The organism is Halomonas korlensis (assembly GCF_900116705.1).
GTDB lineage: Bacteria > Pseudomonadota > Gammaproteobacteria > Pseudomonadales > Halomonadaceae > Halomonas > Halomonas korlensis.
In genome coordinates, this window is record NZ_FPBP01000002.1 from 292497 (window position 1) to 318129 (window position 25633).

At 65.2% G+C, this 25633-nt stretch carries 24 protein-coding genes; 7 read left to right on the top strand and 17 right to left on the bottom strand.

What is annotated here, in order from left to right; translation table 11 throughout:
- Nucleotides 1-149: 149 nt before the first annotated feature.
- Genes BM341_RS04085 through BM341_RS04125 form a run of 9 tightly spaced genes read right to left on the bottom strand, consistent with a single transcriptional unit; the run spans nucleotide 150 to nucleotide 7767 of the window.
- Nucleotides 150-1367: a peptidoglycan DD-metalloendopeptidase family protein gene (locus BM341_RS04085; protein WP_089793166.1), complete on the bottom strand. Its 1218-nt coding sequence runs from the start codon at nucleotides 1365-1367 to the stop codon at nucleotides 150-152.
- Nucleotides 1360-2427 carry a DUF368 domain-containing protein gene (locus BM341_RS04090; RefSeq protein ID WP_089793168.1) on the bottom strand — a complete coding sequence of 356 codons (1068 nt, stop codon included), beginning with the start codon at nucleotides 2425-2427 and terminating at the stop codon, nucleotides 1360-1362. Before BM341_RS04090 ends, BM341_RS04085 begins: the two co-directional genes overlap by 8 nt.
- Nucleotides 2424-3104, bottom strand: coding sequence for a protein-L-isoaspartate(D-aspartate) O-methyltransferase (locus tag BM341_RS04095; protein ID WP_089793170.1), 681 nt, complete (start codon nucleotides 3102-3104; stop codon nucleotides 2424-2426). The genes BM341_RS04090 and BM341_RS04095 overlap by 4 nt, the downstream gene beginning before the upstream one ends.
- Complete coding sequence (surE, locus tag BM341_RS04100; RefSeq protein WP_089793172.1) at nucleotides 3091-3837, bottom strand: 5'/3'-nucleotidase SurE; 747 nt, start codon at nucleotides 3835-3837, stop codon at nucleotides 3091-3093. Before surE ends, BM341_RS04095 begins: the two co-directional genes overlap by 14 nt.
- Before the next feature lie 25 nt (nucleotides 3838-3862).
- Complete coding sequence (truD, locus tag BM341_RS04105) at nucleotides 3863-4939, bottom strand: tRNA pseudouridine(13) synthase TruD (protein ID WP_245784153.1); 1077 nt, start codon at nucleotides 4937-4939, stop codon at nucleotides 3863-3865.
- Complete coding sequence (ispF, locus tag BM341_RS04110) at nucleotides 4932-5426, bottom strand: 2-C-methyl-D-erythritol 2,4-cyclodiphosphate synthase (RefSeq protein WP_089793447.1); 495 nt, start codon at nucleotides 5424-5426, stop codon at nucleotides 4932-4934. The genes truD and ispF overlap by 8 nt, the downstream gene beginning before the upstream one ends.
- Nucleotides 5427-5445: 19 nt before the next feature.
- Nucleotides 5446-6195, bottom strand: a complete 750-nt coding sequence (gene ispD / locus BM341_RS04115) for a 2-C-methyl-D-erythritol 4-phosphate cytidylyltransferase (protein ID WP_089793176.1) — start codon at nucleotides 6193-6195, stop codon at nucleotides 5446-5448.
- Nucleotides 6192-6548: a cell division protein FtsB gene (gene ftsB / locus BM341_RS04120; protein ID WP_089793179.1), complete on the bottom strand. Its 357-nt coding sequence runs from the start codon at nucleotides 6546-6548 to the stop codon at nucleotides 6192-6194. The genes ispD and ftsB overlap by 4 nt, the downstream gene beginning before the upstream one ends.
- A 58-nt stretch (nucleotides 6549-6606) precedes the next feature.
- A complete protein-coding gene (locus tag BM341_RS04125) occupies nucleotides 6607-7767 on the bottom strand; it encodes a GNAT family N-acetyltransferase (RefSeq protein ID WP_089793181.1) in 1161 nt (386 codons plus the stop codon).
- A 111-nt stretch (nucleotides 7768-7878) separates the two neighbouring features.
- On the opposite strand from BM341_RS04125, the gene BM341_RS04130 reads away from it, so the two are divergent.
- The 5 genes from BM341_RS04130 (at nucleotide 7879) to BM341_RS04150 (ending at nucleotide 14168) form a co-directional block, all read left to right on the top strand.
- Nucleotides 7879-9306 carry an aldehyde dehydrogenase family protein gene (locus tag BM341_RS04130; protein WP_089793183.1) on the top strand — a complete coding sequence of 476 codons (1428 nt, stop codon included), beginning with the start codon at nucleotides 7879-7881 and terminating at the stop codon, nucleotides 9304-9306.
- A 124-nt stretch (nucleotides 9307-9430) separates the two neighbouring features.
- Nucleotides 9431-11320, top strand: a complete 1890-nt coding sequence (gene edd, locus BM341_RS04135; RefSeq protein ID WP_089793185.1) for a phosphogluconate dehydratase — start codon at nucleotides 9431-9433, stop codon at nucleotides 11318-11320.
- Complete coding sequence (glk, locus tag BM341_RS04140; protein ID WP_089793187.1) at nucleotides 11317-12285, top strand: glucokinase; 969 nt, start codon at nucleotides 11317-11319, stop codon at nucleotides 12283-12285. Before edd ends, glk begins: the two co-directional genes overlap by 4 nt.
- 30 nt (nucleotides 12286-12315) lie before the next feature.
- The gene (locus BM341_RS04145; RefSeq protein WP_089793189.1) at nucleotides 12316-13200 is read left to right on the top strand and encodes a D-hexose-6-phosphate mutarotase; all 885 of its coding nucleotides are present in this window, start codon (nucleotides 12316-12318) and stop codon (nucleotides 13198-13200) included.
- Nucleotides 13197-14168, top strand: coding sequence for a carbohydrate kinase family protein (locus tag BM341_RS04150; RefSeq protein ID WP_089793191.1), 972 nt, complete (start codon nucleotides 13197-13199; stop codon nucleotides 14166-14168). The genes BM341_RS04145 and BM341_RS04150 overlap by 4 nt, the downstream gene beginning before the upstream one ends.
- Nucleotides 14169-14264: 96 nt before the next feature.
- On the opposite strand, the gene BM341_RS04155 is transcribed toward BM341_RS04150, so the two are convergent.
- The 3 genes from BM341_RS04155 to zwf are packed head-to-tail and all read right to left on the bottom strand — an operon-like array spanning nucleotide 14265 to nucleotide 17176.
- The gene (locus BM341_RS04155; protein WP_089793193.1) at nucleotides 14265-14927 is read right to left on the bottom strand and encodes a bifunctional 4-hydroxy-2-oxoglutarate aldolase/2-dehydro-3-deoxy-phosphogluconate aldolase; all 663 of its coding nucleotides are present in this window, start codon (nucleotides 14925-14927) and stop codon (nucleotides 14265-14267) included.
- Between the two features lie 49 nt (nucleotides 14928-14976).
- Nucleotides 14977-15645 carry a 6-phosphogluconolactonase gene (pgl, locus tag BM341_RS04160; RefSeq protein ID WP_089793195.1) on the bottom strand — a complete coding sequence of 223 codons (669 nt, stop codon included), beginning with the start codon at nucleotides 15643-15645 and terminating at the stop codon, nucleotides 14977-14979.
- 34 nt (nucleotides 15646-15679) lie between these two features.
- Entirely contained in the window at nucleotides 15680-17176 is a 1497-nt protein-coding gene (zwf, locus tag BM341_RS04165; protein WP_089793197.1) for a glucose-6-phosphate dehydrogenase, read from the bottom strand.
- A gap of 228 nt (nucleotides 17177-17404) precedes the next feature.
- Between zwf and BM341_RS04170 the strand changes: the two genes are divergently transcribed.
- Both BM341_RS04170 and BM341_RS04175 read left to right on the top strand, forming a co-directional pair.
- Nucleotides 17405-18268: a MurR/RpiR family transcriptional regulator gene (locus tag BM341_RS04170; protein ID WP_089793199.1), complete on the top strand. Its 864-nt coding sequence runs from the start codon at nucleotides 17405-17407 to the stop codon at nucleotides 18266-18268.
- Between the two features lie 102 nt (nucleotides 18269-18370).
- Entirely contained in the window at nucleotides 18371-19564 is a 1194-nt protein-coding gene (locus BM341_RS04175; protein ID WP_089793201.1) for an MFS transporter, read from the top strand.
- Nucleotides 19565-19569: 5 nt separating this feature from the next.
- Here the strand turns inward: BM341_RS04175 and BM341_RS04180 are convergent, their stop codons facing one another.
- The 5 genes from BM341_RS04180 to BM341_RS04200 all read right to left on the bottom strand — a co-directional run bounded on the left by BM341_RS04180 (nucleotide 19570) and on the right by BM341_RS04200 (nucleotide 25626).
- Nucleotides 19570-20424 (bottom strand): universal stress protein, encoded by an 855-nt coding sequence (locus tag BM341_RS04180; RefSeq protein WP_089793202.1) that lies wholly within the window; start codon nucleotides 20422-20424, stop codon nucleotides 19570-19572.
- 1 nt (nucleotide 20425) lies between these two features.
- Entirely contained in the window at nucleotides 20426-21916 is a 1491-nt protein-coding gene (locus BM341_RS04185) for a SulP family inorganic anion transporter (RefSeq protein WP_089793204.1), read from the bottom strand.
- Between the two features lie 394 nt (nucleotides 21917-22310).
- Nucleotides 22311-23114: a slipin family protein gene (locus BM341_RS04190; RefSeq protein WP_089793206.1), complete on the bottom strand. Its 804-nt coding sequence runs from the start codon at nucleotides 23112-23114 to the stop codon at nucleotides 22311-22313.
- Between the two features lie 78 nt (nucleotides 23115-23192).
- Complete coding sequence (locus BM341_RS04195) at nucleotides 23193-24647, bottom strand: NfeD family protein (RefSeq protein WP_245784154.1); 1455 nt, start codon at nucleotides 24645-24647, stop codon at nucleotides 23193-23195.
- 235 nt (nucleotides 24648-24882) lie between these two features.
- Nucleotides 24883-25626 (bottom strand): hypothetical protein, encoded by a 744-nt coding sequence (locus tag BM341_RS04200; protein ID WP_089793210.1) that lies wholly within the window; start codon nucleotides 25624-25626, stop codon nucleotides 24883-24885.
- Nucleotides 25627-25633: the final 7 nt, after the last annotated feature.

A 25633-nucleotide genomic window follows, 5' to 3' on the forward strand; every position in this document is an offset into this window, starting at 1 on the left:
CGCTGTTATTCGACGTCGGGCATCACGTTCGCCACACCTGTATTAATTATATTTAATAACCTGTCTTCAATAACCTGTCTTAAATGTCTAACTCGATTTTGCCTGCCATTTCCTGTCTTGTCGGCAAGGCAAAAAGGCTTATATCAATCTCAGCGTGACGGAAGGAAGTCAAGGGGATTTTCGGGTTGGCCATCCTTGCGAACCTCGAAATGGAGTCGGGTGTCCTCGGCGTCACTGTCGCCCATCGTGGCGATGGTTTCGCCGGCCTCGACCACATCGTTTTCCTTGACCATCAGACTGTCGTTGTGGGCATAGGCACTGAGAAACTGATCGTTATGCTTGAGCAGCACCAGGTTGCCATAACCCCTGACCCCGCTGCCGGCATAGACCACGATGCCGGGTCCAGCCGCCTTGACAGGTTGCCCCTTTTGTCCAGCGATATCAATCCCGGCGGTGATGCTTGCGCCCTCGCCGAATCGACCGACGACCTCGCCATCCACCGGCCATTGCCACGGCACCTCATCGACCGGTGTGTAAGTGCGCCCGGAACGCTGCTCCGACGCCGGCTCACCGGCCACCGAGGTGCCGGCATCCGCCTGCTGCGGCGCCCCTTCCTCGGGACTCGCTGCGGTGTTCGTCGGGTCTTCTTGTGTCTCGCTGGCCGGCTCCTCCTGAACGGCATCGTCCGCTTCGGCCATCGCGACCTGCTGGCTCTCGGTCTCCTGGGTCGCTTCGCTGGCGACACGTTCCGCTTCGAGAGACTCGCGCTCGGCGGCATCACGTTCGCTGAGCGAGCCATCGGCCCCGGGGCTTTCGAAATTGTAGACGGGACCGGGGCCTTCCCGTGACCCGCTCACCGCCGCGGCGCCCAGCATGGCGGTCTCGCTGGGTCCTTCGGCGTCAGGGTCGCCGACGGCGTCTTCCAGTGGCCTGGCCGTCAGCTGGCGATTGCGCTCGATGGCCTCATCATCCGGGCGCAACCAATCGGCATCACCATCCGATTCATCGGACGCACCGAGGGCGGTGGCAACGACGCCGCGCGGTTCGCTACCGGCATTTTCACCGGCGCCTGAGGAGTCTGAAGAGGCCTGCGCCCGACCGTCGCCGCCCAATACCAGCTGCTGGCCAGGCTCGATGCGATAGGGAGGCCCAATCCGGTTGCGCTGGGCCAGGTCGCGATGGTCCATGTTGTGTCGCCAGGCGATGCCGTAGAGGGTATCGCCGGCCTGCACGGTGTAGTCGGAGGATGAGGAGTCTGCACGGCTGGCCGACAGGTCACGGACCTGCACGGATGGCTCCCGAGCTTGCTGGCCGGCGCAGCCGGCCAGTGCCAGAGACAGGCTGGAAATCAGCAAAACCTTACGCATCGGAGCCTTCCTCCTTGTTGGTGGGTCGAGATGAAGATGGGGGGTGAGTGGTCTTTGACCGAGATGGCGAGCCATCCTGGTCGGGTGGCCGAGACGGGTCGGGCGGCCGAGAAGAAGTATCATCGGACCCCGAGGGCGGCAGCGTCTGGCCCGTGCGAGCCAGCCAAAGTACCAGCGTCGAGCCTATCAGGATCAACACCACGATGCCGCCGAGCTGGGCGCTTTCGCCTGTCAGCAGGGCGTAGTCACCGGGCGTCAGGTAACGGTAATCCAGGGGGATCATCTGCCCCTCCGGACCCAGTTGGTAGCGTATCAGCTCCCGCCAGGGCCAGAGTACCGGCAGAGAACCGATGATGAAGCCCACCAGCAGTTGAAGCGTGGCCGTATGGTGGTGGTGCAGCAGCCAGGAGAGCAGCCGCGAGAAAACGAAGAGGCCGAACAGGCAGCCCAGCCCGAAGATGCCCAGCAGGCCGACGTCGAAGCTACGGATACCGTCCATGACGGTGCCGTAGAGCCCCATGGTCAGCAACAGGAAGCTGCCCGAGACACCCGGCAGCAGCATCGCGCTGATGGCGATTGACCCGCCCAACAGCAGCGTCAGGTTCTGGCTGCCGAGCATCCCGATGATCGGCATCAGCGAGGGCAGCCAATGCGCCAGCAGGAGCCCGACGACCAGCGGCAGGATATGCCACCAGCGCCAGTCAGCGGGATGCCGGCTCACCACCAGCGCCGAGGCGGCTACCAGCCCGAAGAAGAAACCGTTGAGCAATAGCGGGTGGTCCTCCATCAGCCAGACCACCAGGTGCGCCACGCTGATCAGGCTGACGGCGACCCCCGCCAGCAAGGGCATGAGGAAGGGCAGATTGAGATGCATCGCCAACCCCCTCAGGCCGCCGCGACGCCAGGCACCGAAGGCGGAGGGGCCGAACTGCTTGATGCTGTGAATCAACTCTTCGTAAATGCCGGTGACGAAGGCGATGGTGCCGCCCGAGACCCCAGGGACCGCGTCGGCCGCCCCCATGCCAGCGCCCCTGAGAAAGATACCGAAAAAACGCTTCACCGAATGACTCCTTCCAGCAACGGCACGAAGCGTACCGGTTCCAGTCGCTGATGTTCGAATGCCGAGCCCCGGCGACGTACCCGGGTCAGCCACTGTTGCCCCTGCGCATCGGCCAGGGGCGTGATCAACACGCCGGTGTCCGCCAACTGCGCGAGCAGCGGTGCGGGCATCTCACCGGCGCAGGCCGTGAGCAGGATGACGTCGAAAGGCGCCTGCTCCGGCCAACCGTGTCCCCCGTCGGCCAGACGCAGCCGGAAATTGCTTGCCTGCAGCAGACGCAGCCGCTGCCCGGCGCGACGATGCAGGGCGTTGATTCGCTCCACCGACCAGAGTTCCGGCACCAGCCGGGACAGCACAAGCGTCTGATAACCGGAGCCAGTACCCACCTCGAGCACGCGTGAAGGCTGTTCCTGGATGACCAGTTCGGTCATCCGCGCCACGATCCACGGCTGCGACAGGGTCTGGCCGTGACCGATGGGCAGCGAGGTATCCTCGTAGGCGCGATGCGACAGCGCCTCGTCGAGAAACAAGTGGCGCGGCTCGCGCGCCATGACCTCGAGGACTCGCGGGTCGCGGATGCCCTGATCGGCAAGGCGGGACGCCATGCGGTCGCGGGTGCGCTGCGACGTCATACCAATGCCGCGCAGCGGGTCGATTCCGGGTTCAGGTGAGTGCATTCAGCCAGCCCTGAACATCGTCGATGGCGGCGTGGCGTGTCAGATCGGTCTGCAGCGGAGTGATCGACACGAAGCCCGCTTCCACGGCGGCGAAGTCGGTATCCGCGCCGTCATCGGCGTTCTCGCCCACCGCGGCGATCCAGTAGCGCTTGCGCCCCCGAGGGTCCAGCACCTCCAGCGGGCGCGCGGCAGGCCCCCGATAACCCATGCGCGTGACGCGAAAGCCCTGAATGTCTTCCCAGGGCAGGTCGGGCACGTTGACATTGAGCAGGCTGCGCGGCGGCAGGGAGAGCTGGTCCGACGCCCCGACCAGGCTCGCCGCCACCCGGCCGGCGGTGTCGAAGTAGCGCGAGCCGACCAGCGACATGGCGATGGCCGCCATCCCCAGGTTGCGCCCCTCCATGGCCGCGGCGACGGTGCCGGAATAAAGCACGTCGTCACCCAGATTGCCGCCATGGTTGATGCCAGAGATGACCAGGTCGGGTTTCTCGTTCCAGACGCCGTTGACGCCGAGGTAAACGCAGTCGGCCGGGGTGCCGTCGACGCTGTAGAAGCCATTGTCGAGCGACGCCAGCGTCAACGGCCGGCTCAGCGTCAGGGAGTTGCTGGCGCCGCTCTTGTCGCGATCCGGCGCCACCACGCGCAGTTTGGCATGGGGCAACAGGGCCTCGTAGAGGGCGAGCAGCCCCGGGGCATGCACACCATCATCATTGGAAAGCAGCAATCGTCGCATGGAGTGTCCTCGTTGGCCTCCCGGCTCACAGGCCAGGGTGCATAATCAATTCGCGCAGCACCGCGGTGGCGAAGGCGCCCCTGGGCAGGCTGAACGTCAGCAGCGCCTCTCCCCCGGCAGGGCCTGCGTAACGCTCGAGCCTCGGGTCAGCCAGCGCCAGGCGTAGCGATCGGCGCGCGAGGCGCACGCCCGCCTGCTCAAGCCCCCGGCAGAGCCCCGGATAGCGCTCGGGGAGCGCTGCCTCGAAGTCGCGTGCCTCGCCCTTGGCTGCCGAGTCGCCGACGCCCCACAGCACGCCGGTGGGGTGCAGGTCGAGGCGGGCGGCACGCTGTCGCAGCTCAGCATCAGGCGTCTCGACGCCGAACTGACTGGCCGTGCCGTCGAGCATCACCACCTCGCCGGGCAGCGGTGTCGACCAGCTGCCGTGGCGGATCCGCGTGGCCAGCAACTCATTGAACAGCAGGCTGCGGGTCGCCGAGAGCAGCATGCCGTCGCGATCATCGCGCTTGCGCCAGCCGCGTGCCAGCAGGGCGCGAGCACGTACCAGGTTGCGCCCGTCGGGGCCGAAACGCTGGGGTCCGAAATAGTTGGCCACACCGTCACGACACAGCCGCGCCCAGCGCGCTTCGAGACTCGGGTCCTCGGCGGCCGCGCCCGTGACGCGCAGGTGAAAGCGGTTGGCCCGATGCACGCCACGCTTGAGCTTACGAGGGTGTCGCCCCTGATCCAACACGCGGATACCCAGCACCGCGAGTCGCTCGACCAGTTCGCTGGGCGACTCTCGTCCCGGCAGCTGGACCGAGAACCACTGCCGCGTCACCGCCACGCGATCCTTCATGCCAGAATAGCCCACCGCCCTTGACGAGACCTCGCAGCAGCGGGACAGCTCGCGGGCTACCATGGCCGTGGTCAGGTCGCGCTTTTCGACCCATAGCCACAGATGCTCACCCTCGCCTTCAGGCGCGAAGTCCAGGCACTCCTCGACCCGAAAGTCCTCGGGGCTGGCGCGGAACTCACCGGGCAGCGGCGCACCGAAATCCTCGTCCAGCACCCGCGGCCAGGCCGGCGGCCAATCGATAGGATCCAGTCCCGCCTTATCCACGCGCGGCCTCCGCGTCATGGCCTACCAACAATGCCACGGCTTCTGCAGCGATGCCCTCGCCACGGCCAGTAAACCCCAGCCGTTCGGTAGTAGTGGCCTTGACGTTCACCGCCCCGATCTCGACCCCCACATCCGCGGCGATATTGGCCGCCATGGCGGCAATGTACGGCGCCATCTTGGGCGCCTGGGCGATTACGGTGGCGTCCAGGTTACTAATCCGATACCCGGCCTCCCTCACCAGCGCCACGACCCGACGCAGCAGTGCGCGGCTGTCGGCGCCGGCCCAGGCCGGGTCAGTGTCGGGGAAGTGGCGACCGATATCGCCAAGCGCACAGGCGCCCAGCAGGGCATCACTAACGGCGTGCAGCAGCACGTCGCCATCGGAGTGGGCGACGAAGCCGTGATCGAAGGGCAAGGCGACCCCGCCGATCATTAATCGGTCACCCTCGCCGAAGCGGTGCACGTCGAAGCCGTGGCCGATGCGAATCATAGTGTTCTCACCATGGTCAAATAGAGGCCTTTGCCGAGGGTGAGGCGGCCTGTGCAGCCGGCTGCTGGGCTGACTGCCGCTGGGCAGACAGCACCAGCGCAGCAAGGCCCAGGTCCTCGGGATGGGTAATCTTGAGATTGTCGCGTCGCCCGACCACCAAGCGCGGCGACAGGCCGAGAGCTTCCACGGCCGAGGCCTCGTCGGTCACCGCGATGCCACTCGCGCGAGCATGACGCAGGGCACGGCACAGCAGGTCATAACGAAAACCCTGGGGAGTCAGGGCATGCCAGAGCCCGTCACGCGGCTGTGTCGCGGCCACGCGCCCCTCGCCATCGTCGCGCTTCACGGTATCGGCCACGCGGGTGGCCAGCAGGCCACCCACCGGATCCTCGGCGAGGCAGGCCTCCAGCCGCCGCAGGTCCTCCACGGTGACGCAGGGCCTGGCCGCATCGTGGACCAGAACCAGGTCGTCGTCTGCCGCCTCGCCGGCGATCGCTTCCAGGGCGTGGATGACCGAATCGACCCGCTCGGCCCCGCCGGGCGCTCGGCGCCAGTCGGCGAACGGCACCCAGGCCGGGTCGAAGCAGCGATCCTCAATATCCAGACACAGGCACAGCCGCGACGCGGGAAAGGCCTGAAGGAGCCGGTCCAGCGTGTGGGCGAGTACGGGGCGCGTGTCGATCGTCAGGTACTGCTTGGGAATCTCTGCGCCCATGCGTCGCCCCTGCCCCGCGGCAGGTACCACCAGCCAGGTTGTCTCGCTCATCGCTCGCCCTCAGTGCTGCCAGGTTCAGGGGCGACATCCATGCGGCCGGCGCCCGACTGGGGAGGGGTCACGTCGACCACCACGCCGGGAACCCAGAAGAATTGCTCGTCGGTGCGCACCATACCCAGATCGCTGCGTGCGCGCTCCTCGATGGCATCGAGGCCGGTCTTGAGGTCGACCACCTCGGCGGCCAGCCGAGCATTACGATCGCGCAACGGCCGGTTTTCCTCCTCGAGAACCGCGACCCGCTGTCGGATCTCCTGCAACTCACGCACCCCGCCCTGGCCCAACCACAACCGATACTGCAGCAGGGCAAGCAGGACGACGAGCACGATGGCCAACCACTTGAGCATTCAATACGTCCGTCTGATACGACAATGGCGGGCATTATGCCACCTTCCCTTGCCACCCTCACACCCGAAACGGCAATGCCTGCTCCGCCGCCTGCGCATAGGCTTTCACATGGGCGCGCTCCTGGGCACAGAAGCGGGCCACGGCGTCACGCAGGCCCGGGTCGTCGATATGGTGCAGCGAGGTCAGAAGCCGGGGAGCGAAGCCGCGGCTGAGCTTGTGCTCGCCCTGCGTGCCAGGGTCGAAGGTGGTCAGCCCCGTCGCCAGACAATGCTCGATCCCCTGGTAATAGCACGCCTCGAAGTGCAGGCAGTCGGCCACCACTTCACTGCCCCAATAGCGCCCATACAGCGTGCTTGTACCCTGCAGGCACAGCGCCGCCGCCACCGGCGTGTCGTCGAGGCGAGCCTGAATCAGCACCATCGCCTCGGGCATGGTGCGTCGCAGACGGGTGAAGAACTCCTGATTGAGATAACCATGGCGCCCCCGCTCGAGGTAGGTGATCTCGTAGCAGCGATAGAAATGCGCCAGCGCGGCGTCATCGATCTGCTCGCCGGCCAGGCGATGCAGGGTCAGGCCCTGGTCGGCCACCAGGCGGCGCTCGCGACGGATCGCCTTGCGTCGTTTGGAGGTCATGGCTGCCAGGAAGCCATCGAAATCGCCATAGTCGCGGTCGTGCCACTGGAACTGCACGCCGTGACGCGCCAGCAGGTCGGGACGCGCCTCGCGCCAGGCATCGACCTCGGCCTGTTCGGCGAACAGCAGGTGCCAGCTCGACAGCCCACCGACCTCCCAGGCCGTGGCCAACGCCTCGCGCGCGGCGCGGGCATCGACCCCCGGCGCCAGCGCCAGACGCGGGCCCGGCGCCGGCGTATAAGGAATGGCGGTGAGTCCCTTGGGATAGTAGCGACCGCCGGCGCGCTCCCAGGCCTCGGCCCAGGCCCAGTCGAAGACATATTCGCCGAAGGAATGATGCTTGTGATAGAACGGCATGACGCCGACCAGCGCGGCTCCTTGCCAGAGCGTCAGGTGACGCGGTACCCAGCCGGTCGCCCGGCTCACCGAGCCACTGACCTCCAGCGCATGCAGGAACTCATGACGCAGGAAGGGATGGTCGTCACCGATCAGGGCATTCCAGGCCTCGGGCGCGACGGCCTCGATGGCCGGCACTTCTTTCACTACCAGTCTCACTACCTGCTCGTGCGGGCGGCTTGGCGACATGGAGGCTCCCATTGAAAAGAGGCGCGATGGCTGACAAGCCACCGACTTAGCGCCTACATTGTGCGCAGACCCCCGTGGCGATGCCACCCTCCACCCACCTGGGAGACCCGAATGGCCGATGCCCGAGCGCTGCAGGCCCGACTGGCGCTGCAGCGCCACGCCTTCGCTTGCGATCCTTACCCCACAGCGCAGGTTCGTCGCGATCGCCTGGCGCGTCTCGCCACGCTGACACGCAACCATCGCGATGAAATCATCCAGGCAATCAGCCAGGACTTCGGGCATCGCGCCGAGGCCGAGACGCGGCTGGCGGAGATCGCTCCTCTGCTCCAGGCAGTGCATCACGCGCGCCGCCACGTGAAACGCTGGATGCGACCGGAAAGAGCTGCCGTCCCCTGGCGCCTGAAGCCCGCCAGTGCCCGGCTTCTTCATCAGCCCCTGGGCGTGGTGGGTATTGTCGCGCCGGCGCACTTTCCCTGGCAGCTGGCGCTGCTGCCGGCCGTCGCGGCATTGGCCGCGGGCAATCGGGTGATGATCAAGCCCAGCGAGCACACCCCCGCCACCAGCAAACTGATGGCCAGGCTCATTGCCCGCCATTTCGCTCCCGAGGAGCTATGCGTAATGACCGGTGACGCGGCGCTCGGCGCGGCCTTCGCCGCCCTGCCCTTCGACCACCTGCTGTTCTGTGGCAGTGCTCAGAACGGGCGTGAGGTGGCCAAGTCCGCCGCCGCCAACCTGACGCCGCTCACCCTGGCGCTCGGCGGCAAGTCGCCGGTCATTGTTGCCGACGACGCCGACCTCACCCACGCGGCCCGCCGCATCGCCTTCGGCAAGTGGTTCAATGCCGGCCAGTCCTGCCTGGCGCCCGACCATGTGCTGATCGATGCCTCACGCGTGCCGGCCTTCATCGAGGCGCTGCGCGAGGCGGTCAACACCTTCTATCCCGACGGCACCGCCAGCAAGGACTACACGGCGATCCTCGGCGCTCCCCAGCGTGGCAGGCTCCTGGGCATGCTCGAACAGGCGCAGGACCATGGCTGTCGCGTCATTCCGCTCGGCGTGGAGCAAACACAGCAGGAAGCCAAGCTGCCGCCTACGCTGATCATTGACCCCAATGAAGGGCTCGATGTCATGCGGGAGGAAATCTTCGGCCCATGGTTGCCCGTCATCGGGGTGCGTGACTTTGATGCTGCCTTAGCACTCGTCAATGTTGATGCAGACGGCAATGACAGAGCCCCCAGCAATACCGAAGCACGACCACTGGCGCTCTATGCGTTTACCCGCGACCCGGCCCGGCGCCAACGCATCCTGGCGCAGACGCCCGCCGGTAGCGTGGTCTTCGATGACATCCTCTGGCAGGGCGCCGCCCCGACCCTGCCGTTCGTTGGCGTGGGTGGGAGTGGCACGGGCAGCTATGGCGGCGAGACCGGCTTTCGTCATTTCAGCCATCAGCGCAGCGTCTTGTCGTCATCGCCACGCAACACCGCGACGCGACTCGTTCCGCCCTGGCGGCGCTGGAAATTGCGCCTTTTGGGTTATTGAACAACCTGGAAAACGCTTGGTAATAAAACTACAAAAATACCCCTAAGTCGCGTAAAGTTGCCAGGAACCCGCCTGTCAATTGGTAAGTTTACCAAATAACCAATTTCCGATTTCGAGGTGTCCCATGGCCAGCACAATTCCCGACCTCAACGATACCGTGAGAGATGTCACCGAGCGTATCCGTCAGCGCTCCGCCCAGCGCCGCGACCTCTACGAGGCACACATGGCCGCCCAGCACAGGCAGGGCGTACACCGCGGGGAGCTCTCCTGCGGCAACCTGGCGCATGGCTTTGCCGGCTGCGATGTTGCCCCCGACAAGGATCGGCTCAAGCTGACCAACAGCGCCAATGTGGGCATCGTGTCGTCGTACAACGATATGCTCTCGGCCCATCGTCCCTTCGAGGACTATCCTGCCGTTATCAAGGAGGCGGCACGCGGCATGGGCAGCACGGCGCAGTTCGCCGGTGGCGTGCCCGCCATGTGCGACGGGGTCACCCAGGGCCAGCCCGGCATGGAACTGTCGCTGTTCTCCCGCGATGTCATCGCCATGGCGACTGCCGTGGCGCTATCGCACAACATGTTCGATGCGGCGCTTTATCTGGGCATCTGCGACAAGATCGTGCCGGGACTGTTCATCGGCGCGGCGCGTTTCGGTCACCTGCCAGCGGTGTTCGTGCCGGGCGGGCCGATGACCAGCGGCCTGCCCAACAACGAGAAGGCGCGCATCCGCCAGCTCTATGCCGAAGGCAAGGCCAGCCGCGACGATCTGCTCGAGGCCGAATCGCAGTCCTACCACAGCCCCGGCACCTGTACCTTCTATGGCACGGCCAACTCCAACCAGCTGATGATGGAGATGATGGGGCTGCACCTGCCCGGCGCCTCGTTCGTCAATCCCGGCACGCCACTGCGCGAGGCGCTGACGCGCTACGCCACCGAGCAGGCGATCCGCAATACCGAGCAGAGCGGCGACTACCGCCCGTTTTACCGACAGATCGACGAGCGCGCGATCGTCAACGCCATGGTCGGCCTGCTGGCCTCGGGCGGTTCCACCAACCACACCATGCATCTGGTGGCGATGGCCGCGGCGGCCGGCATCACCATCAATTGGGACGACTTCACTGCGCTCTCGGCGGTGGTGCCGAGCATGACCCGCATCTACCCCAACGGTAGCGCCGACGTGAACCACTTCCAGGCTGCAGGCGGCATGAGCCTGCTGATCCGCGAACTGATCGGCGCCGGCCTGATGCATGCCGACATTGCCACCGTGTTCGGCACCGACATGACCGCCTATACCCAGGAGCCCTTCCTGGAGGACGGCAAGCTGGTATGGCGTGAAGGTCCGGAAACCAGCATGGACGAGGACGTGCTGCGTCCGGTCGCCAACCCCTTCTCACCCACCGGCGGCCTGGTGGTGCTCGACGGTAACCTCGGCCGCGGCGTGATCAAGATCTCCGCGGTCAAGCAGGCGCATCGTGTGGTCGAGGCGCCGGTCAAGATCTTCAATGACCAGAACCAGGTGAAGGCCGCCTTCGAATCGGGAGAGCTCGACCGCGACGTGATCGTGGTGGTCCGCTTCCAGGGCCCCAAGGCCAACGGCATGCCCGAATTGCACAAGCTGACCCCTTTCCTGGGCGTACTTCAGGATCGCGGCTATCGGGTCGCGCTGGTCACCGACGGTCGCATGTCGGGCGCCTCGGGCAAGGTGCCGGCCGCCATTCACGTGACGCCGGAGGCTGTCGATAGAGGGCCGCTGGCGCGGTTGCGTGATGGCGACGTGGTTCACCTTGATGCCGAGCGCGGCGAGCTGAACGTGCGGGTCGATGCCGCTGAATTCGCCGGCCGCAGCGTGATCGAACCCAACCTGGAGCACTACCATTTCGGCCTGGGTCGTGAGCTGTTCGGCGGCTTTCGCCACCTGGCCATGCGCGCCGAGGAAGGGGCCGGCGTGTTCGGCAGTTTCGAGAACGAGGTACTGTCTCGCGAGTTGGAGAAGATCGAGCAGGAGGATCAATGACCCGACCCGCGCTGATCGGTGATGTCGGCGGTACCAATGCGCGTTTCGCCCTGGTGACGCCGGGCACCTTCGCGCCTCAGCACATCCTGAGCCTGCCCTGCGCCGACTATCCGGGCCTGGTCGAGGCCGTGCGGGACTACCTGGCCAGGGTCGGCCAGACAGGTGACGACGCGCCCCATGAGGCGTGCCTGGCCTTCGCCTGCCCGGTCGATGGCGACTGGATCGCCATGACCAATAATCACTGGCGCTTCTCGCGTCGTGAGGCCGAGCAGGCGCTGGGCCTGTCGCTGTTCAAGGCGATCAACGATTTTACCGCCCAGGCGCTGGGCGTCCCGCATGTGGCGGCCGAGGCGCTGGTGGAGGTGCAGGCCGGCGAGTCGGTTGCCCATGCCGCCCGGCTGGTGATCGGGCCGGGCACCGGCCTTGGCGTCGCCGGGCTCGTCCCCGGGCGCAACGCCTGGATTCCGCTGCCTACCGAGGGTGGCCACGCCACCTTTGCGCCTACCGACGAGCGCGAGGAGAACCTGCTGCGCCACTTTCGCAACCGTTACGGTCGCGTCTCGGTAGAGCGCATCCTCTGCGGCCAGGGGCTCGTCGATCTGTACCTGGCCCATTGCTCGCTGAAGGGTGCCCCGCCCCGCCACCAACACCCTGCCGAGGTAACCCAGGCTGCGGCGAGCGGCGACAGCATCGCCCGTGATACCCTGCTGCGATTCCTCAAGATCCTCGGCGATGTCTGTGGCGATGCCGCGCTGATCATGGGCGCGCGAGGCGGGGTCTTTCTGTGCGGCGGCATCCTGCCGCGGCTTCTCGACTGGTTGCCGCAGAGCCGCTTTCGCGAAGGCTTTACCGCCAAGGGACGCATGGGCGCCTACACCGCCGCTATCCCGGTTCAGGTGGTTACCGCCCCATGGACCGGCCTGCTGGGGGCCGCCGAGGCCCTGCACAACCCCGAGGTCCACTGACCCCTGAGACCCATTGACCAAGGAGCTCGAATGATTCCCGAATCGCTCGCCGCACTGATCGACGAAACCTGCGGCCAGCGCCGTGTCAGCTGGGCAGGCAGGGAAGTCTGGATAGCCAACGAGCCCTGGGGCCAGCTGGCGGTATCGCTACAGGGCGCTCAACCCCTGCATTTTCGTCCCGCAAGAGATGATGGCGATGGCTGGCTTTGGGTGACGCCGACGCCACAGGACCCGCCCGGGACGATCCGTGGCGGCATTCCGCTCTGTTGGCCCTGGTTCGCCAACGAGCGCACCGCCGACGAATCGCCGGACCGCACCGGACCGATGCATGGCCTGGCCCGCCAGGCCGACTGGCATCTGGAGGCCGTCGACGAGCACGAGGGCGGCGTGGAGCTGCATCTCTCGCCGGCGCAGCGGCTCCACACGCAGCTGATTCCCCGAGCGGTGATCCAGGCCAACGGCCAGCGATTGCACGTCGAGTTGATCACCGAACACGTCGGCGAAACGCCGATCAAGACCAGTGGCGCCCTGCACACCTATCTCGCGGTGTCAGACGCACATGCCTGCCGAGTCGAGGGCCTGGCCGGCGCCCGTTTCCTGGACAAGCTCGCCGATTTCGCCGAACGCGAACAACAGGGCGAGCTGGGCGTACGCGGTGGGCTCGACCGCATCTACCACAGCAACGCCACGCTGATGCTCGACGATGGCCAGCGTCGCCTGTGCATTGCGCGCCAGGGCAGCGATTCGGCGGTGATCTGGCAGCCCGGCGAGATCCCACTCACCGATACCTCGATCGATGCTGCCCGGCGTTTCCTCTGCGTGGAAGCGGCTAACACCCGCCTCGATCCGGTATGGCTGGTGCCCGGTGCCCAGCACCTGCTGGGCACCACACTAAGCCTGGAGACGCCCTCATGACCCCCGTCATCGCCTTCGGCGAAGCCCTTGTCGACATGCTCTCGAGCCGACTGAGCGATCAGTCCGATAGCCCGGAAACCTTTACGCCCTACGCCGGCGGCGCGCCGGCCAATGTGGCCGTGGCCTGCGCGCGTCTTGGCGTGCCCAGCCGCTTTCTGGGCATGCTGGGCAAGGATCATTTCGGTGACTTCCTCGCCGCGGAACTCGCCGGCCACGGGGTCGATACGTCCGGGGTGGTGCACACCCGCGAGGCACGCACCGCGCTGGCCTTCGTCTACCGTGACACCAACGGCGAGCGGACCTTCGACTTTTACCGGCCACCGGCCGCGGACCTGCTGTATCGCCTGGAGCACCTGCCTGCCGGGGTCTTCGCCGAACCGGCGATTCTGCACCTGTGCAGCAACAGCCTCACCGAGCCGGAGATCGCCGAGACCACCCTGGCGATGGCCGACATGGCCCGTCGCGCCGGCTGCCTGGTGAGCGTGGACGCCAACCTGCGCCACACTCTCTGGGACGAAGGGGCCGTGGACGTCACCCTGGTCACCCGCCTGCTCGACGCGGCCGACCTGCTCAAGCTGACGACCGATGAGTTGGATCACCTGCGTGCCGACCACCCGCGCGATGCCTGGCTGGCCGAGCGTCTCGTTGCCGGTGTGAAGCTGGCGGTCATCACCGACGGAGCCGGCGAGGTAACGCTCAAGGGCGCGACGCTTGAGGAGCGCGTCAGGCCGCCGAAGGTCACGGCGGTTGACACCACGGCGGGCGGTGACGCCTTTATCGGTGGCCTGCTGGCCGAGCTCGCCGAGTTCACCGCCCGCACGGGCATCGACGGCGACTGGTATCACGATCGTGACTTCCTGCGGCGTGCAGTGCAGACCGCCTGCCGCTGCGGCGCCCACGCCGTCACCCGCCCGGGCGCCTACGCTGCGCTGCCCGACCGTGACGATCTCGAACGCCTACGCCCCTGAGATAAAAACGATGTAAAAAAACCCGGCCATCGCTGGCCGGGGAAAGACAGCATCCGCTGTCGAAAGAGCTCGATAGCTTATCGAGCGACTCGCCGCTCAGTGATGAAATTTATCCGCGGCCTCCTTGGCCAGCAGGCGAATGCCGTTCCAGTCCTCGGCGTCGACCAGCGACTTGGGCGTCAACCAGGAGCCGCCGACACACATCACGTTCTTGAGGGCCAGGTAGTCTTCGGCATTGTTAACGCCGATGCCACCGGTAGGACAGAAGCGCGCCTCGGGAATCGGCCCGGCGAAGGACTTCAGCGCCTTGACGCCACCGCTGGCCTCCGCGGGGAAGAACTTGAAGCGCCGATAGCCGTACTGCCAGCCGACCATCAGCTCGGATACCGTGGCCACCCCAGGCAGCATGGGCACCGGGCTCTCGACCCCATAACGATACAGCGCCTCGGTGGTGCCCGGCGTGACCACGAAGTCGGCGCCGACCTGCTCGGCCTGGCGATACTGCGCCGGCGTCAGTACGGTGCCCACGCCGATGCTGGCCTGGGGCAGCGCCGCTTTCATGCGCTTGATCGCCTCGAGGGCACAGTCGGTTCTCAAGGTCACCTCGAGTACCGTCAGGCCGCCCTCAAACAGCGCCCTGGCCAGCGGAACCGCATCCTCGACGCGTTCGATCGCCAGTACCGGTATCACCTCGGCCTTGTGACAGATGCTGTCGAGCTCGGTGGTACGGGTGGATGGCAGCTGCTTGTCGATAGTCATGTTCGTATCTCCAGACGTTCAGGCGCGCTGCGGCAGGCGCAAGATCAGATCAGGGGGCCCAGTAGATGGCCAACGGGCAGGCCAGGAAGGCCCGGATGGGCAGCTCGCGGCTATCGTCGCCGGTCAGCGCCCGCGCGAGCACGCTGCGTTTTTCCTCGCCGGTCAGGTGCAGGACATGGCGCCGCGCCTGATGCAGCCGGTCGGCACTGAGGGTGATGCGTGGCTGTGGCTGGCTGGGCGTGCGCACGGCGACCACTGGCTCGGCGGTCGTCAGCGCCAGCGATAGCTCCCGGCTGTCGGGAAACAACGAGGCGGTATGGCCGTCGCCGCCCATGCCGAGGATCACCACGCTGGCCGGCCACCACAGGGGCCGGAGCCGCGCGGCGACCTCGGCGGCGCCCTGCTCGGGGGTCGCGGCCTCGCTGGTCAGCGGCACGAAGGTCGCCGCCGCAGCCGGGCCCTGAAGCAGGTGCTCACGCACCAAACGGGCGTTGCTGTCCGAGGCCGTCTCGGCTACCCAACGTTCGTCGGCGAGCGTCACGTCGACCTGCGACCAGGGAAGCTCGACGGCCGACAGCGCATGAAAGAAGGGCACCGGCGTGGACCCGCCGGATACGACCAGCAAGGCCCTCTCTTGCGAAGCCAGGTCGTGTCGCAGGGCCTCGGCCACCGCTTCGGCGAGCTGGGTGGCCAGTTGATCGCGGGGTGAATCGCTCATCTTGGTTCTCTCACTTTCAATAAGCCTCGCACTATCAATAATCCTCGTACCAGCTGCGGCCATCTTGGGTGATCATGGCGATGGAGGCGACCGGCCCCCAGGAGCCGGCCGGGTAGCGCCGTGGCGCCTCGTCACGATCCTGCCAGGCGGCAATCAGGCTGTCGCACCAGTGCCAGGCGTGCTCGATCTCGTCGCGGCGCACGAAGAGGTACTGGCGCCCCTTCATCACCTCGAGCAGCAGCCGCTCGTAGGCATCGGGGATACGCGTCTTGGGAAAGGCGCTGCTGAAATCCAGGTGCAGGGGGCCGCGACGCAGGCGCATGCCCTTGTCCAGCCCGCTGTCCTTGGTCAACACCTCCAGGGCCATGCCTTCCTCGGGCTGCAGGCGAATCACCAGCTTGTTGGCGGCCAGGTCGCGCTGATCGGGGTCGAAGATGTAGTGGGGTTGCTGGCGAAAATGGATGATGATCTGTGAGAGCTTTTCGGGCATCCGCTTGCCCGTTCTCAGGTAGAACGGCACGCCGGCCCAACGCCAGTTGGCCACCCCGGTCTTCATGGCCACGAAAGTCTCGGTATGGCTCTCGGTGTTGGCGTCCTCCTCGTCAAGGTAGCCAGGCACGCTCTTGCCGTCGATAGTGCCGGCGGTGTATTGCCCACGCACTACGTCGCGTCCCAGCATATTGTCGGTAAAGGGTTTGAGCGCCTTGAGCACCTTGACCTTCTCGTCGCGGATCGCATCGGCGTCGAGGTTAGCCGGGGGGTCCATGGCGATCAGACAGACCAGCTGCAGCAGGTGATTCTGCACCATGTCGCGCAGCTGCCCGGCCTGGTCAAAATAGCCCCAGCGCCCTTCGATGCCGACTTTTTCGGCAACGGTGATTTCCACGTGGGAAATGTTGTTCTGATTCCACTGGGTGCCGAACAACGGGTTGGCGAAGCGCAAGGCAATCAGGTTCTGTACCGTCTCCTTGCCAAGATAATGGTCGATCCGATAGATGCTCGACTCGGGAAAGACGGCGCCAATGGCGTCATTGACCCGGCAAGAGGACGGTAGGTCATAGCCAATGGGCTTCTCGACCACCACGCGGCTCGACGCGTCGAGACTGCCGCTGGCTTGCAGATGTGCGCAGATATCGCCATAGAGGCTCGCCCCCACCGCCAGGTAGACCACCATGGGCCGCTCCAGCCCTTCCTGCCGCCAAGTGTGAATGGCGGCATAGCCTTCTTCGCTGGCGAAGTCGAGCCGACGATAATCGAGGCGCGCCAGAAAGGAGGCGAGAACGCTACGGTCCAGCTCCTCGGCCTTGACGTAGGTCGTAAGCGTCGCCTCGACCTTGGCCTTGAAGCCTTCGAGGTCGGTATCCTGGCGGGCGAGCCCCAGCAGGCGGGTGCGGGCGTCGAGCAGGCCCTCGCGCTCGAGCTGATAGAGCGCCGGAAACAGCTTACGCTGTGCCAGGTCACCGAGTGCGCCGAACAACGCCAGGTCGATTTCCGTGCTGGCCGCCTGGCCGGACCGGCTGGTTTGACTCATGTGCGCCCCCATCTGGTTAACTTAGCAAAAAAATACGCAACCAACGCAATAGTGGCAAGTTATTTTTGTAAACTTACAAATATTATCTATACCTTTGCTGTCGCATTCGCGCCGGGCTATGACGCCACGCTACGATAACCAGCATAAGGTAGTTAAATGACTACATCACCCCTTCGACCTTATGTGAATGCTGTTACATCGCCACGCTTCATGGAGATCGCACGCCATATGGCCAGTCATGACTTGCTCGACCGCATTCGCCAACGCCTCGAGGAACTCAACCGTTCCGAGCGCAAGGTCGCCGACGTCATCCTCGCCGACCCGACCTCCGCCACCAGCATGAGCATCGCCACCCTGGCTCAGGCCGCCTCGGTGAGCGAACCCACGGTGAACCGCTTCTGTCGCAGTTTTCTCGCCAAGGGGTATCCCGACTTCAAGATCAAGCTGGCCCAGAGCCTGGCCGGGGGCACGCCCTACGTGAGCCGCGCCGTGGAACCCAACGACGGAGCCGCCGATTACACGCAGAAGATCTTCGGGGCGACCATCGCCGCGCTGGACGAGGCACGGCGCCAGGCCGACCCGCAGCGCATCGAGCGCGTGGTGGATTACCTGATCCAGGCCAAGCAGGTTCATTTCTTCGGTCTCGGCGCCTCGGGGGCCGTGGCCCAGGACGCCCAGCACAAGTTCTTTCGCTTCAACCTGCCGGTGACCGCCTATATCGACGTGCTGATGCAGCGCATGGTGGCCTCGACCTGCCGCACCGGCGATGTGGTGGTGGTGATTTCCTGGACCGGGCGCACCCGCGAGCTGGTCGACATCGCTCGTCTGGCCCGTGACAGCGGCGCCGTGGTACTGGGCATCACGGCGCCGGGCTCGCCGCTGGCTCGCGAGTGTACCGAGACGCTGGAAGTCGATACCCCCGAGGACACCGACTACTACATGCCAATGACCTCACGGATGATTCAACTGACACTGATCGATGTGCTGGCCACCGGCGTGACGCTGCGTCGCGGCGAGGACTTCCTCGAGCATCTCAAGAAGATCAAGGACAGTCTGCTGGAGACCCGCTACCCGGCCCTGGAACGGCACTGACGCGCGACGTGTGCCTTCTATTCAGCGGAATGCCTATGCGGTGGGCCTTCCCCGCCGCATTTATCTTGCCACCGACGCAATGTCACGCCTACGGAGCGCCTCATGGGTTACCGCACCCTGATACGCGATCATCGCGGCCTGCTGGGCATCGCCTTTCTGGCGATGTTCACCTCCAGTCTGGGCCAGAGCTTTTTCATCGGCCTTTTTCAGGTGCCCATCACGGCGCGGCTGGGGCTTTCTGCCGGCCAGTTCGGCATGGCCTATGCCGTAGTGACGCTAATCGCCGGTTTCATCGTGCTGCGGATTGGCCCGAGTATCGACTGGGTGCCGCCGCGTCGTTTCGCTCTGGCGATACTCGGAGGTCTGCTCTCCGGCATGCTGCTGTTGACGCTCACGCCCTGGTGGTGGACCGCCCTGCTCGGCCTGGGCCTGGTACGCCTGTGCGGTCAGGGAATGATGCCGCATCTGGGCAATACCCTGGCAGGCCGGGAGTTCACCACCTTGCGTGGGCGGGCCCTGGGGCTGGTCAGCATGGGGATCATGCTTGGGGAGATAGCGCTGCCCCCGTTAATGGCCGCCCTGCTGGTGTGGCTCGGCTGGCGCGAACTATGGTGGCTGTTCGCGCTGACCCTTGGCGTACTCTGGGTCCCGCTGCTGTTGCGCGGCGCCTGGCCGAAGGCCCCGGGGACACGTCCGACACGGGGGCAGCGCCGCGATGGCCCGCGCCCGTTTCGCGACAAGCGTTTCTGGCAACTGCTGCCGCTGTTGATGATCCTGCCGATCACCATGACCGGGCTCTTCATCTACCAGGCCCGCATGACCGAGGACCTGGGGAGTTCGCTGAGCGTATACGCGCTGGCCCTGACCGGCATGGGCCTGGCCAAGCTCCCCGGCGCGCTGCTGGGCGGACGCTGGGTCGATCGCCTGGGCCCGGTCCGCATGGCGCAGTGCTACCTGCTGCCCTTCGCGCTGGCACTGCTCCTCGCCCTCACCGCGGGCGGCAACCTTGGGGTCTGGGCGCTGATGGTGGGTGGCGGACTTGCGATCGGCTCGCAGGAGTCCATCGCCACCAGTCTGTTGGTCAAGCTCTGGGGCGCCGAATATCTCGGCACCCTGCGCGCCACACTCAGCGCCTGCATGGTGTTCGCAACGGGCCTTGCGCCCGCGCTGCTCGGGGTCGCACTGGACCTGGGGGCCGACTTCACGCTGATACTCGCCGGCATGCTGGCCTTTCTCGTCACCGGCTGGGCACTGGCCCAGGGTGTGCTGGCGAGCCCAGAGGCTAGAGGCATCTAACAGGCTCAGCGTAGCAGCAGCACCGGCACACTCGCCTTGCGCAGCATCGTGGTGGTGGTGCTGCCGACCAGCAGGTGACGAATCCGCGAGTGGCCATAGGCGCCCATCACCAGCATGTCGATGCCGTGCTCTTCCTGATAGCGCCGCAGGGTCTCCTCGACCTCGCCGGCGCGGATTGCTCCTTCAGCCTCGTGGCCCGCCTCGCGCAGGGTCGCCAGCGCCCAGTCGAGTTGGGAGCGGTTGTCGCCGGTTTCCGCACCGACGATCACGACATGGCAGGGAATGCCGTTGAACAGCGGGCTCTTGGCCATCATCTCCACCCCCTTGCGAGTGGTCTTGCTGCCGTCAAAGGCAAGCATCACCTTGGTGGGCGTACGGAATGCCTCGGACACCATGAGGATCGGCCGATGCAGGGTGCGCACCACCCGCTCCAGGTTGGACCCTAGGTGTTCACTGGCCTGATGCGCGGTCTCGCCGCGCTTGCCCACCACCAGCAGGCGGATATCGCGCTCGAGCTCTTCCAGGGTCTCCACCAGGGTACCGTTGCGCTGACGCGTGGCGGGGTCGGCCACGCCCTTCTCCATTGCCCGTTCCTTGGCCGCCTTGAGCATCAGCCGCCCCTGTTCCTGCGCCACCTTGGCGCGCTGCTCGTCGAGCTGGGACAGCTCTTCGAGCAGGTGCTCGCGCGAGCCCAGGCCGATGTTGCCGGAAAGGTCCGCCTCGGCGGTTTGCGGATGATTGTCCACCACGTGCAGGAAGGTCAGCGGGGCATCCAGTGTCTGGCTGGCCCAGGCGGCGTAGTCGCACACCCCCTCGGAGAATTGCGAGCCGTCGATGGCGGCCATTACTTGATCTGTCATCTCAGTGTCCTCCCATGAGTTTCTCGACGGCCGCCGGGTCGTCATGTACGGCATAACGGTCGACGATCGTGGCGCTGGCTTCGTTGAGCCCGATCAGCTCCACTTCGGTTCCTTCGCGGCGGAACTTGATCACTACGCGATCCAGGGTCTGGACGGCGGTAATATCCCAGAAATGGGCACGCGACAGGTCGATGGTGACCTTCTCGACTGTGTCCTTGAAGTCAAAGGCCTCGCCGAAACGCTCGGAAGAGGCGAAGAATACCTGCCCCACGACCTTGTAGATACGATGGTTGCCATCGCTGGCTTCCTCGGAGCCGATATAGAGAATATTACCGACCTTGTTGGCGAAGTTCATGGCGGCGAACAACACGCCGACGAAGACGCCGATGGCCAGGTTGTGGGTGCCCACGGTCACCACTACGGTGGCCACCATCACCATATTGGTGCTCATTGGGTGCTTCTTGAGGTCACGGATCGACGACCAGCTGAAGGTGCCGATGGCCACCATGATCATGACTGCCACCAGGGCCGCCATGGGAATCTGCGAGACCCAGTCGGCGAGGAACACCACCATCAGCAGCAACGCCACGCCGGCGATCAGGGTCGACAGGCGACGGCGGCCTCCGGACTTGATGTTGATCACGGACTGGCCAATCATCGCGCAGCCCGCCATGCCGCCAAGCAGGCCGGCGCCAATATTGGCGATGCCCTGGCCCTTGCACTCACGGTTCTTGTCACTCTTGGTATCGGTCAAGTCGTCGATAATGGTGGCGGTCATCATCGACTCCAGCAGGCCGACCACGGTGAGCATCAATGAATAGGGCAGGATAATCAGCAGCGTCTCGAGGTTGAGCGGCACGTCAGGCCACAGGAAGACCGGCAGGCTGTCGGGCAGCTCGCCCATGTCGCCCACGCTTCTGATCTCCATCCCGGTCAGCAAATACACGGCGGTGAGCACCACGATGCAAACCAGCGGCGAGGGGATGGTCTTGCCGATCACCGGCACATACGGGAACAGGTAGATGATGCCCAGGCCGGCCAGCGTCATGGCGTAGACGTGCCAGGTCACGCCCGTCAGTTCCGGCAGCTGCGCCATGAAGATCAGGATCGCCAGGGCATTGACGAAGCCGGTGACCACCGAGCGGGAGACGAAGCGCATCAGCTCGGCGAGCCGGAGATAGCCGGCGACGATCTGCAGCACGCCGGTGAGCAAGGTCGCGGCGAGCAGATACTCGAGCCCATGCTCTTTGACCAGGGTGATCATCAGCAGCGCCATGGCGCCGGTGGCGGCCGAGATCATGCCCGAACGCCCCCCGGTGAAGGCGATGATCACACAGATGGCGAAAGAGGCGTAAAGGCCGACCTTGGGGTCTACGCCGGCGATGATCGAGAAGGCAATGGCCTCGGGGATCAGCGCCAACGCCACGACGATACCCGCCAGGGTGTCGCCCTTGAGGTTGGAGAACCAACTCAGTTTCATTTTTTCGTACATGCTGCGATCCAGTCAGGGGAGTGAGGAGACGCGCGCGAAGATGCGGTCGCCAACGACGTATTCATGGGGCAATACAAGGCAAATGCAGGGCGCAGAATGGCGCGCAGGGGCGCCGGAGGCATCACAAGGATGCCAGGCGATGACGCATCGAGGCGGTATCGCCGAAGGAGGGAGGTAGCGCTAGGGCGGCGTGGCCAGCCCTGTCAGGGGAGTCGTCACGTTCTGTCGTTCCCTTGCTCTTCGGGGCGGGGCTTTGGGTAGACGAAAGGTCAGGCCCGTAGTGAGCGCGGGAGTCTAGCAGAGACATTGATGCCCTGCACGCTTAGGCATTGTATCCCCTGGGCCTTGCATCTTCAGGGCCACGACCGGATGGCCGTGACCGGAAAGGCAAGCGTCAGGAGGCATCACCTTCGCCCGGCGCGGCTCCGCCCGTACGGGCCCTGGCCGCAGGAGAGGCCTTCATGTGCTTGAAGGCTTCCATGATGTCCATGGGCAACGGGAAGACGATCGTTGAGGCGTTGCGATTGCTCATGTCGCTCATGGTCTGCAGATAGCGCAGTTGCAGTGCGGCAGAATTCTCGGACATCACGTTAGCGGCCTCGACGAGCTTCTGTGAGGCCTGCAGTTCACCCTCGGCATGGATCACCTTGGCCCGCCGTTCACGCTCGGCCTCTGCCTGGCGGGCGATAGCGCGAATCATGCTCTCGTCCAGATCGACATGCTTGATCTCGACATTGGCGACCTTGATCCCCCAGCCTTCGGCCGAGGCGTCGATGATTTCCTGGATGTCATCGTTGAGCTTGTCGCGCTCGGACAGCATTTCGTCCAGGTCGTGCTTGCCGAGCACCGAGCGCAGCGTGGTCTGGGCCAACTGGCTGGTGGCATTGACGAAGTGTTCGACCTGGATGATGGCCTTTTCGGGGTCGACGACGCGGAAATAGATCACCGCATTGACCTTGACGGTGACATTATCTCGCGAGATGACGTCCTGCTCGGGCACGTCCATGGTGATCACGCGCAGGTCAACCACTTCCATCTTCTGGATCCCGGGGATGATGATGATCAGGCCAGGCCCCTTCACGGACTGGAAGCGACCGAGAAAGAACACCACCCCGCGCTTGTATTCGGGCAGGATGCGGATCGAGGCGGCGATCAGCATCACCAGCAGGACGATCGGTACGAGATAGGAAATCCACATGGCTTGCTCTCCTTTGCTATGTCCGACGACAGCAGGTGCCGACATCGGGAATCCTGTCAAAGCCTCAGTGCGTCTTGTTCAGTGCGCCTTGTCGAGTGGTTCGACGACCAGGGTCAGCCCGTCGACGGCCGTCACCCTGACCACCTGGCCCTTACGCAGCGGTTCACTGCTCCTGGCGTTCCAGCGCTCGCCCAACAGGCGCACGTGCCCCTGCTCCTCGAACGCCTCCGCGGCCGTGGCCTCGCTACCCACCATGTCGTCTTGCCCCGTCTTCGCCGGTTGTCGCCGGAGTCCGATGAAGCGAGTCACGACCCACAGCATGAGCCCCGCCGACAGCAGCGCGATCCCTCCGATCATGGGCAACGAGATACGCAGGTTTTCTGCATCCATTAGAATCACCGATCCGATCACGAAGGCGACGATGCCGCCGATGCCCAATATGCCGAAACTGGGCATCAACGCTTCGCCCACAATCAGCCCGAGCCCCACCAGGATCAGCGCCAGGCCGGCGTAGTTGATCGGCAGCAACTGGAAGGCGAAAAGCGCCAGCAGCAGACAGATGATGCCGATGGTGCCGGGAATCAGGCTCCCCGGGCTGGACAGCTCGAAGATCAGCCCATAGAAGCCGATGATCATCAGGAAATAGGCCACATTGGGGTTGGTAATCACGGCAAGTAGTTTGGTGCGCCAGTCCGGGTCGAGACGCTCGATGGTAAGCTCGGTCGTCGCCAGGGTCCGCTCGCCCTGGTCCATCACCACGCGGCGCCCGTCGATCTGCGTCAGCAAGTCCTCGACATCACGGGCGACGACATCTATGACGTCTTGCTCCAGCGCTTCTCGGGCGGTGAGGTTGACCGCCTCGCGCACCGCCTGCTCGGCCCAGTCGGCGTTACGGTCATGGCGCTGGGCCAACGAGCGGATATAGGCGACGGCGTCCTCGAGCACCTTGCGCTCCATGGCGGTCTCACCCCGGCGTGGGGGAGCTGTCTGCTCGGCGTCTTCTCCCCCTGCTTCCTCCCCCTCTGCTTCCTCCCCCTCTGTTTCCTCCCCTGCGCCTTCATCCGCTTCGCTGTCCTGGGCAGGCGGTTGCCCGTCATCGCCCCTGCCTTCGTCCTGTTCTTCCTCAAGCCCCGGCAGGCCACCACCGCCCAACTGCACCGGTGTCGCCGATCCCAGATGGGTGGCGGGTGCCATCGCCGCCACATGGCTGGCATACAGCAGGTAGGTCCCGGCACTGGCCGCGCGGCTCCCCGCCGGCGAGACATAAATGGCAACCGGCACGCTGGCGGTAAGCATGGCGCGAATCATGGTGCGCATCGAGGCATCCAAGCCCCCCGGCGTGTCCATCGCCACGACCACGATTTCCGCTTCGCGTTCTTCGGCCAGCGACAGGCCTCGCGTAAAGTAATCGCTGATGGCGGGGCCGATGGCATCGTCGACCGTCATGACCAGCGCCAGCCGCTCCCCCTGCTGCGCCTGGGCCTGCCAGGCCAGAAACGCGCCGAGCACCAGACACAGCAGACTTGCCAGCATCACGACTCGCCCGGTCATGCCCCTGTGATATAGATTCGTCCGGCGTGGATGCGTCCGGCGTGGATTCGTCATTTCGTGCCCACCCTGCGGCTGCTTTCCCTGAGAGTCGCGACAGGGCACAGCAGTTCGGTCATTGCCGCTATCAGCCTAGGCAGTGGACCCGAATGCAGCAACAGCCTGCGCGCGCCGGGTCGGGCGACGCTTCGCTCGCGAGACCTGTCTCAAAGCCCTTGCCTCATAGATCGTGCGGCTCGCCGGCAAAGCGTTTCTGTACCTCCACCATATAGGCAGCCAGCGAGGTCAGCTCTTCGCCGCCCCATTCCAGCGGCTCAGCCGCCATCGGCGCGACCATGCAGACCTGGACCATCTCGTCGGCATGCACTTCCGACATGCCGAACTGGTCATCGGCCATCGCCACCCGATGAGGGAAGGGCTGCTGGAAGGTCGCGTTGTATCCGGTATCGCTGCCCTCGCTGCCGTGACAGGTGGCGCAGGACAAGCCATTGGTGCTCAAGGTGGTGTCGGAATAAAGCGCCTTGCCACGGGCCAGCATCTCCCTCGGATTGCCGCCGGTCTCGCTGTAGTCCGGCGAGTAGTCGTCGGGTCTTGCCACCCCAGCGTTCGGCCCTCCCTCGGCGTCTCCTTCCGCCTCTCCCTCTCCTTCCGCCTCTCCCTCTCCTTCCGCCTCTCCCTCTCCTTCCGCTTCTCCTTCAGCCCAGGCATCTCCTTCTGCTTCTGCTTCTGCCTCAGCCTCAGCTTCACCTTCCGCTTCGCCCTGCGCCTCGGCTTCGGCATGATTGCTGGCCAGCAGCAGCGATGTCTTGGATACCGGCGTCATTTCCAACTGCGTCGACGAGTCGCTTGCCGTGGCCTGCAGGATGGCGCCGCCGGCCACCAGGGCGAGCAGGGGCGCCGAATAGGCAAGCGGTCGATTCAGGCGGCCGAGGAGCTTGCGGCGTTTCTCGTCATGCTGTGACATGATTTTT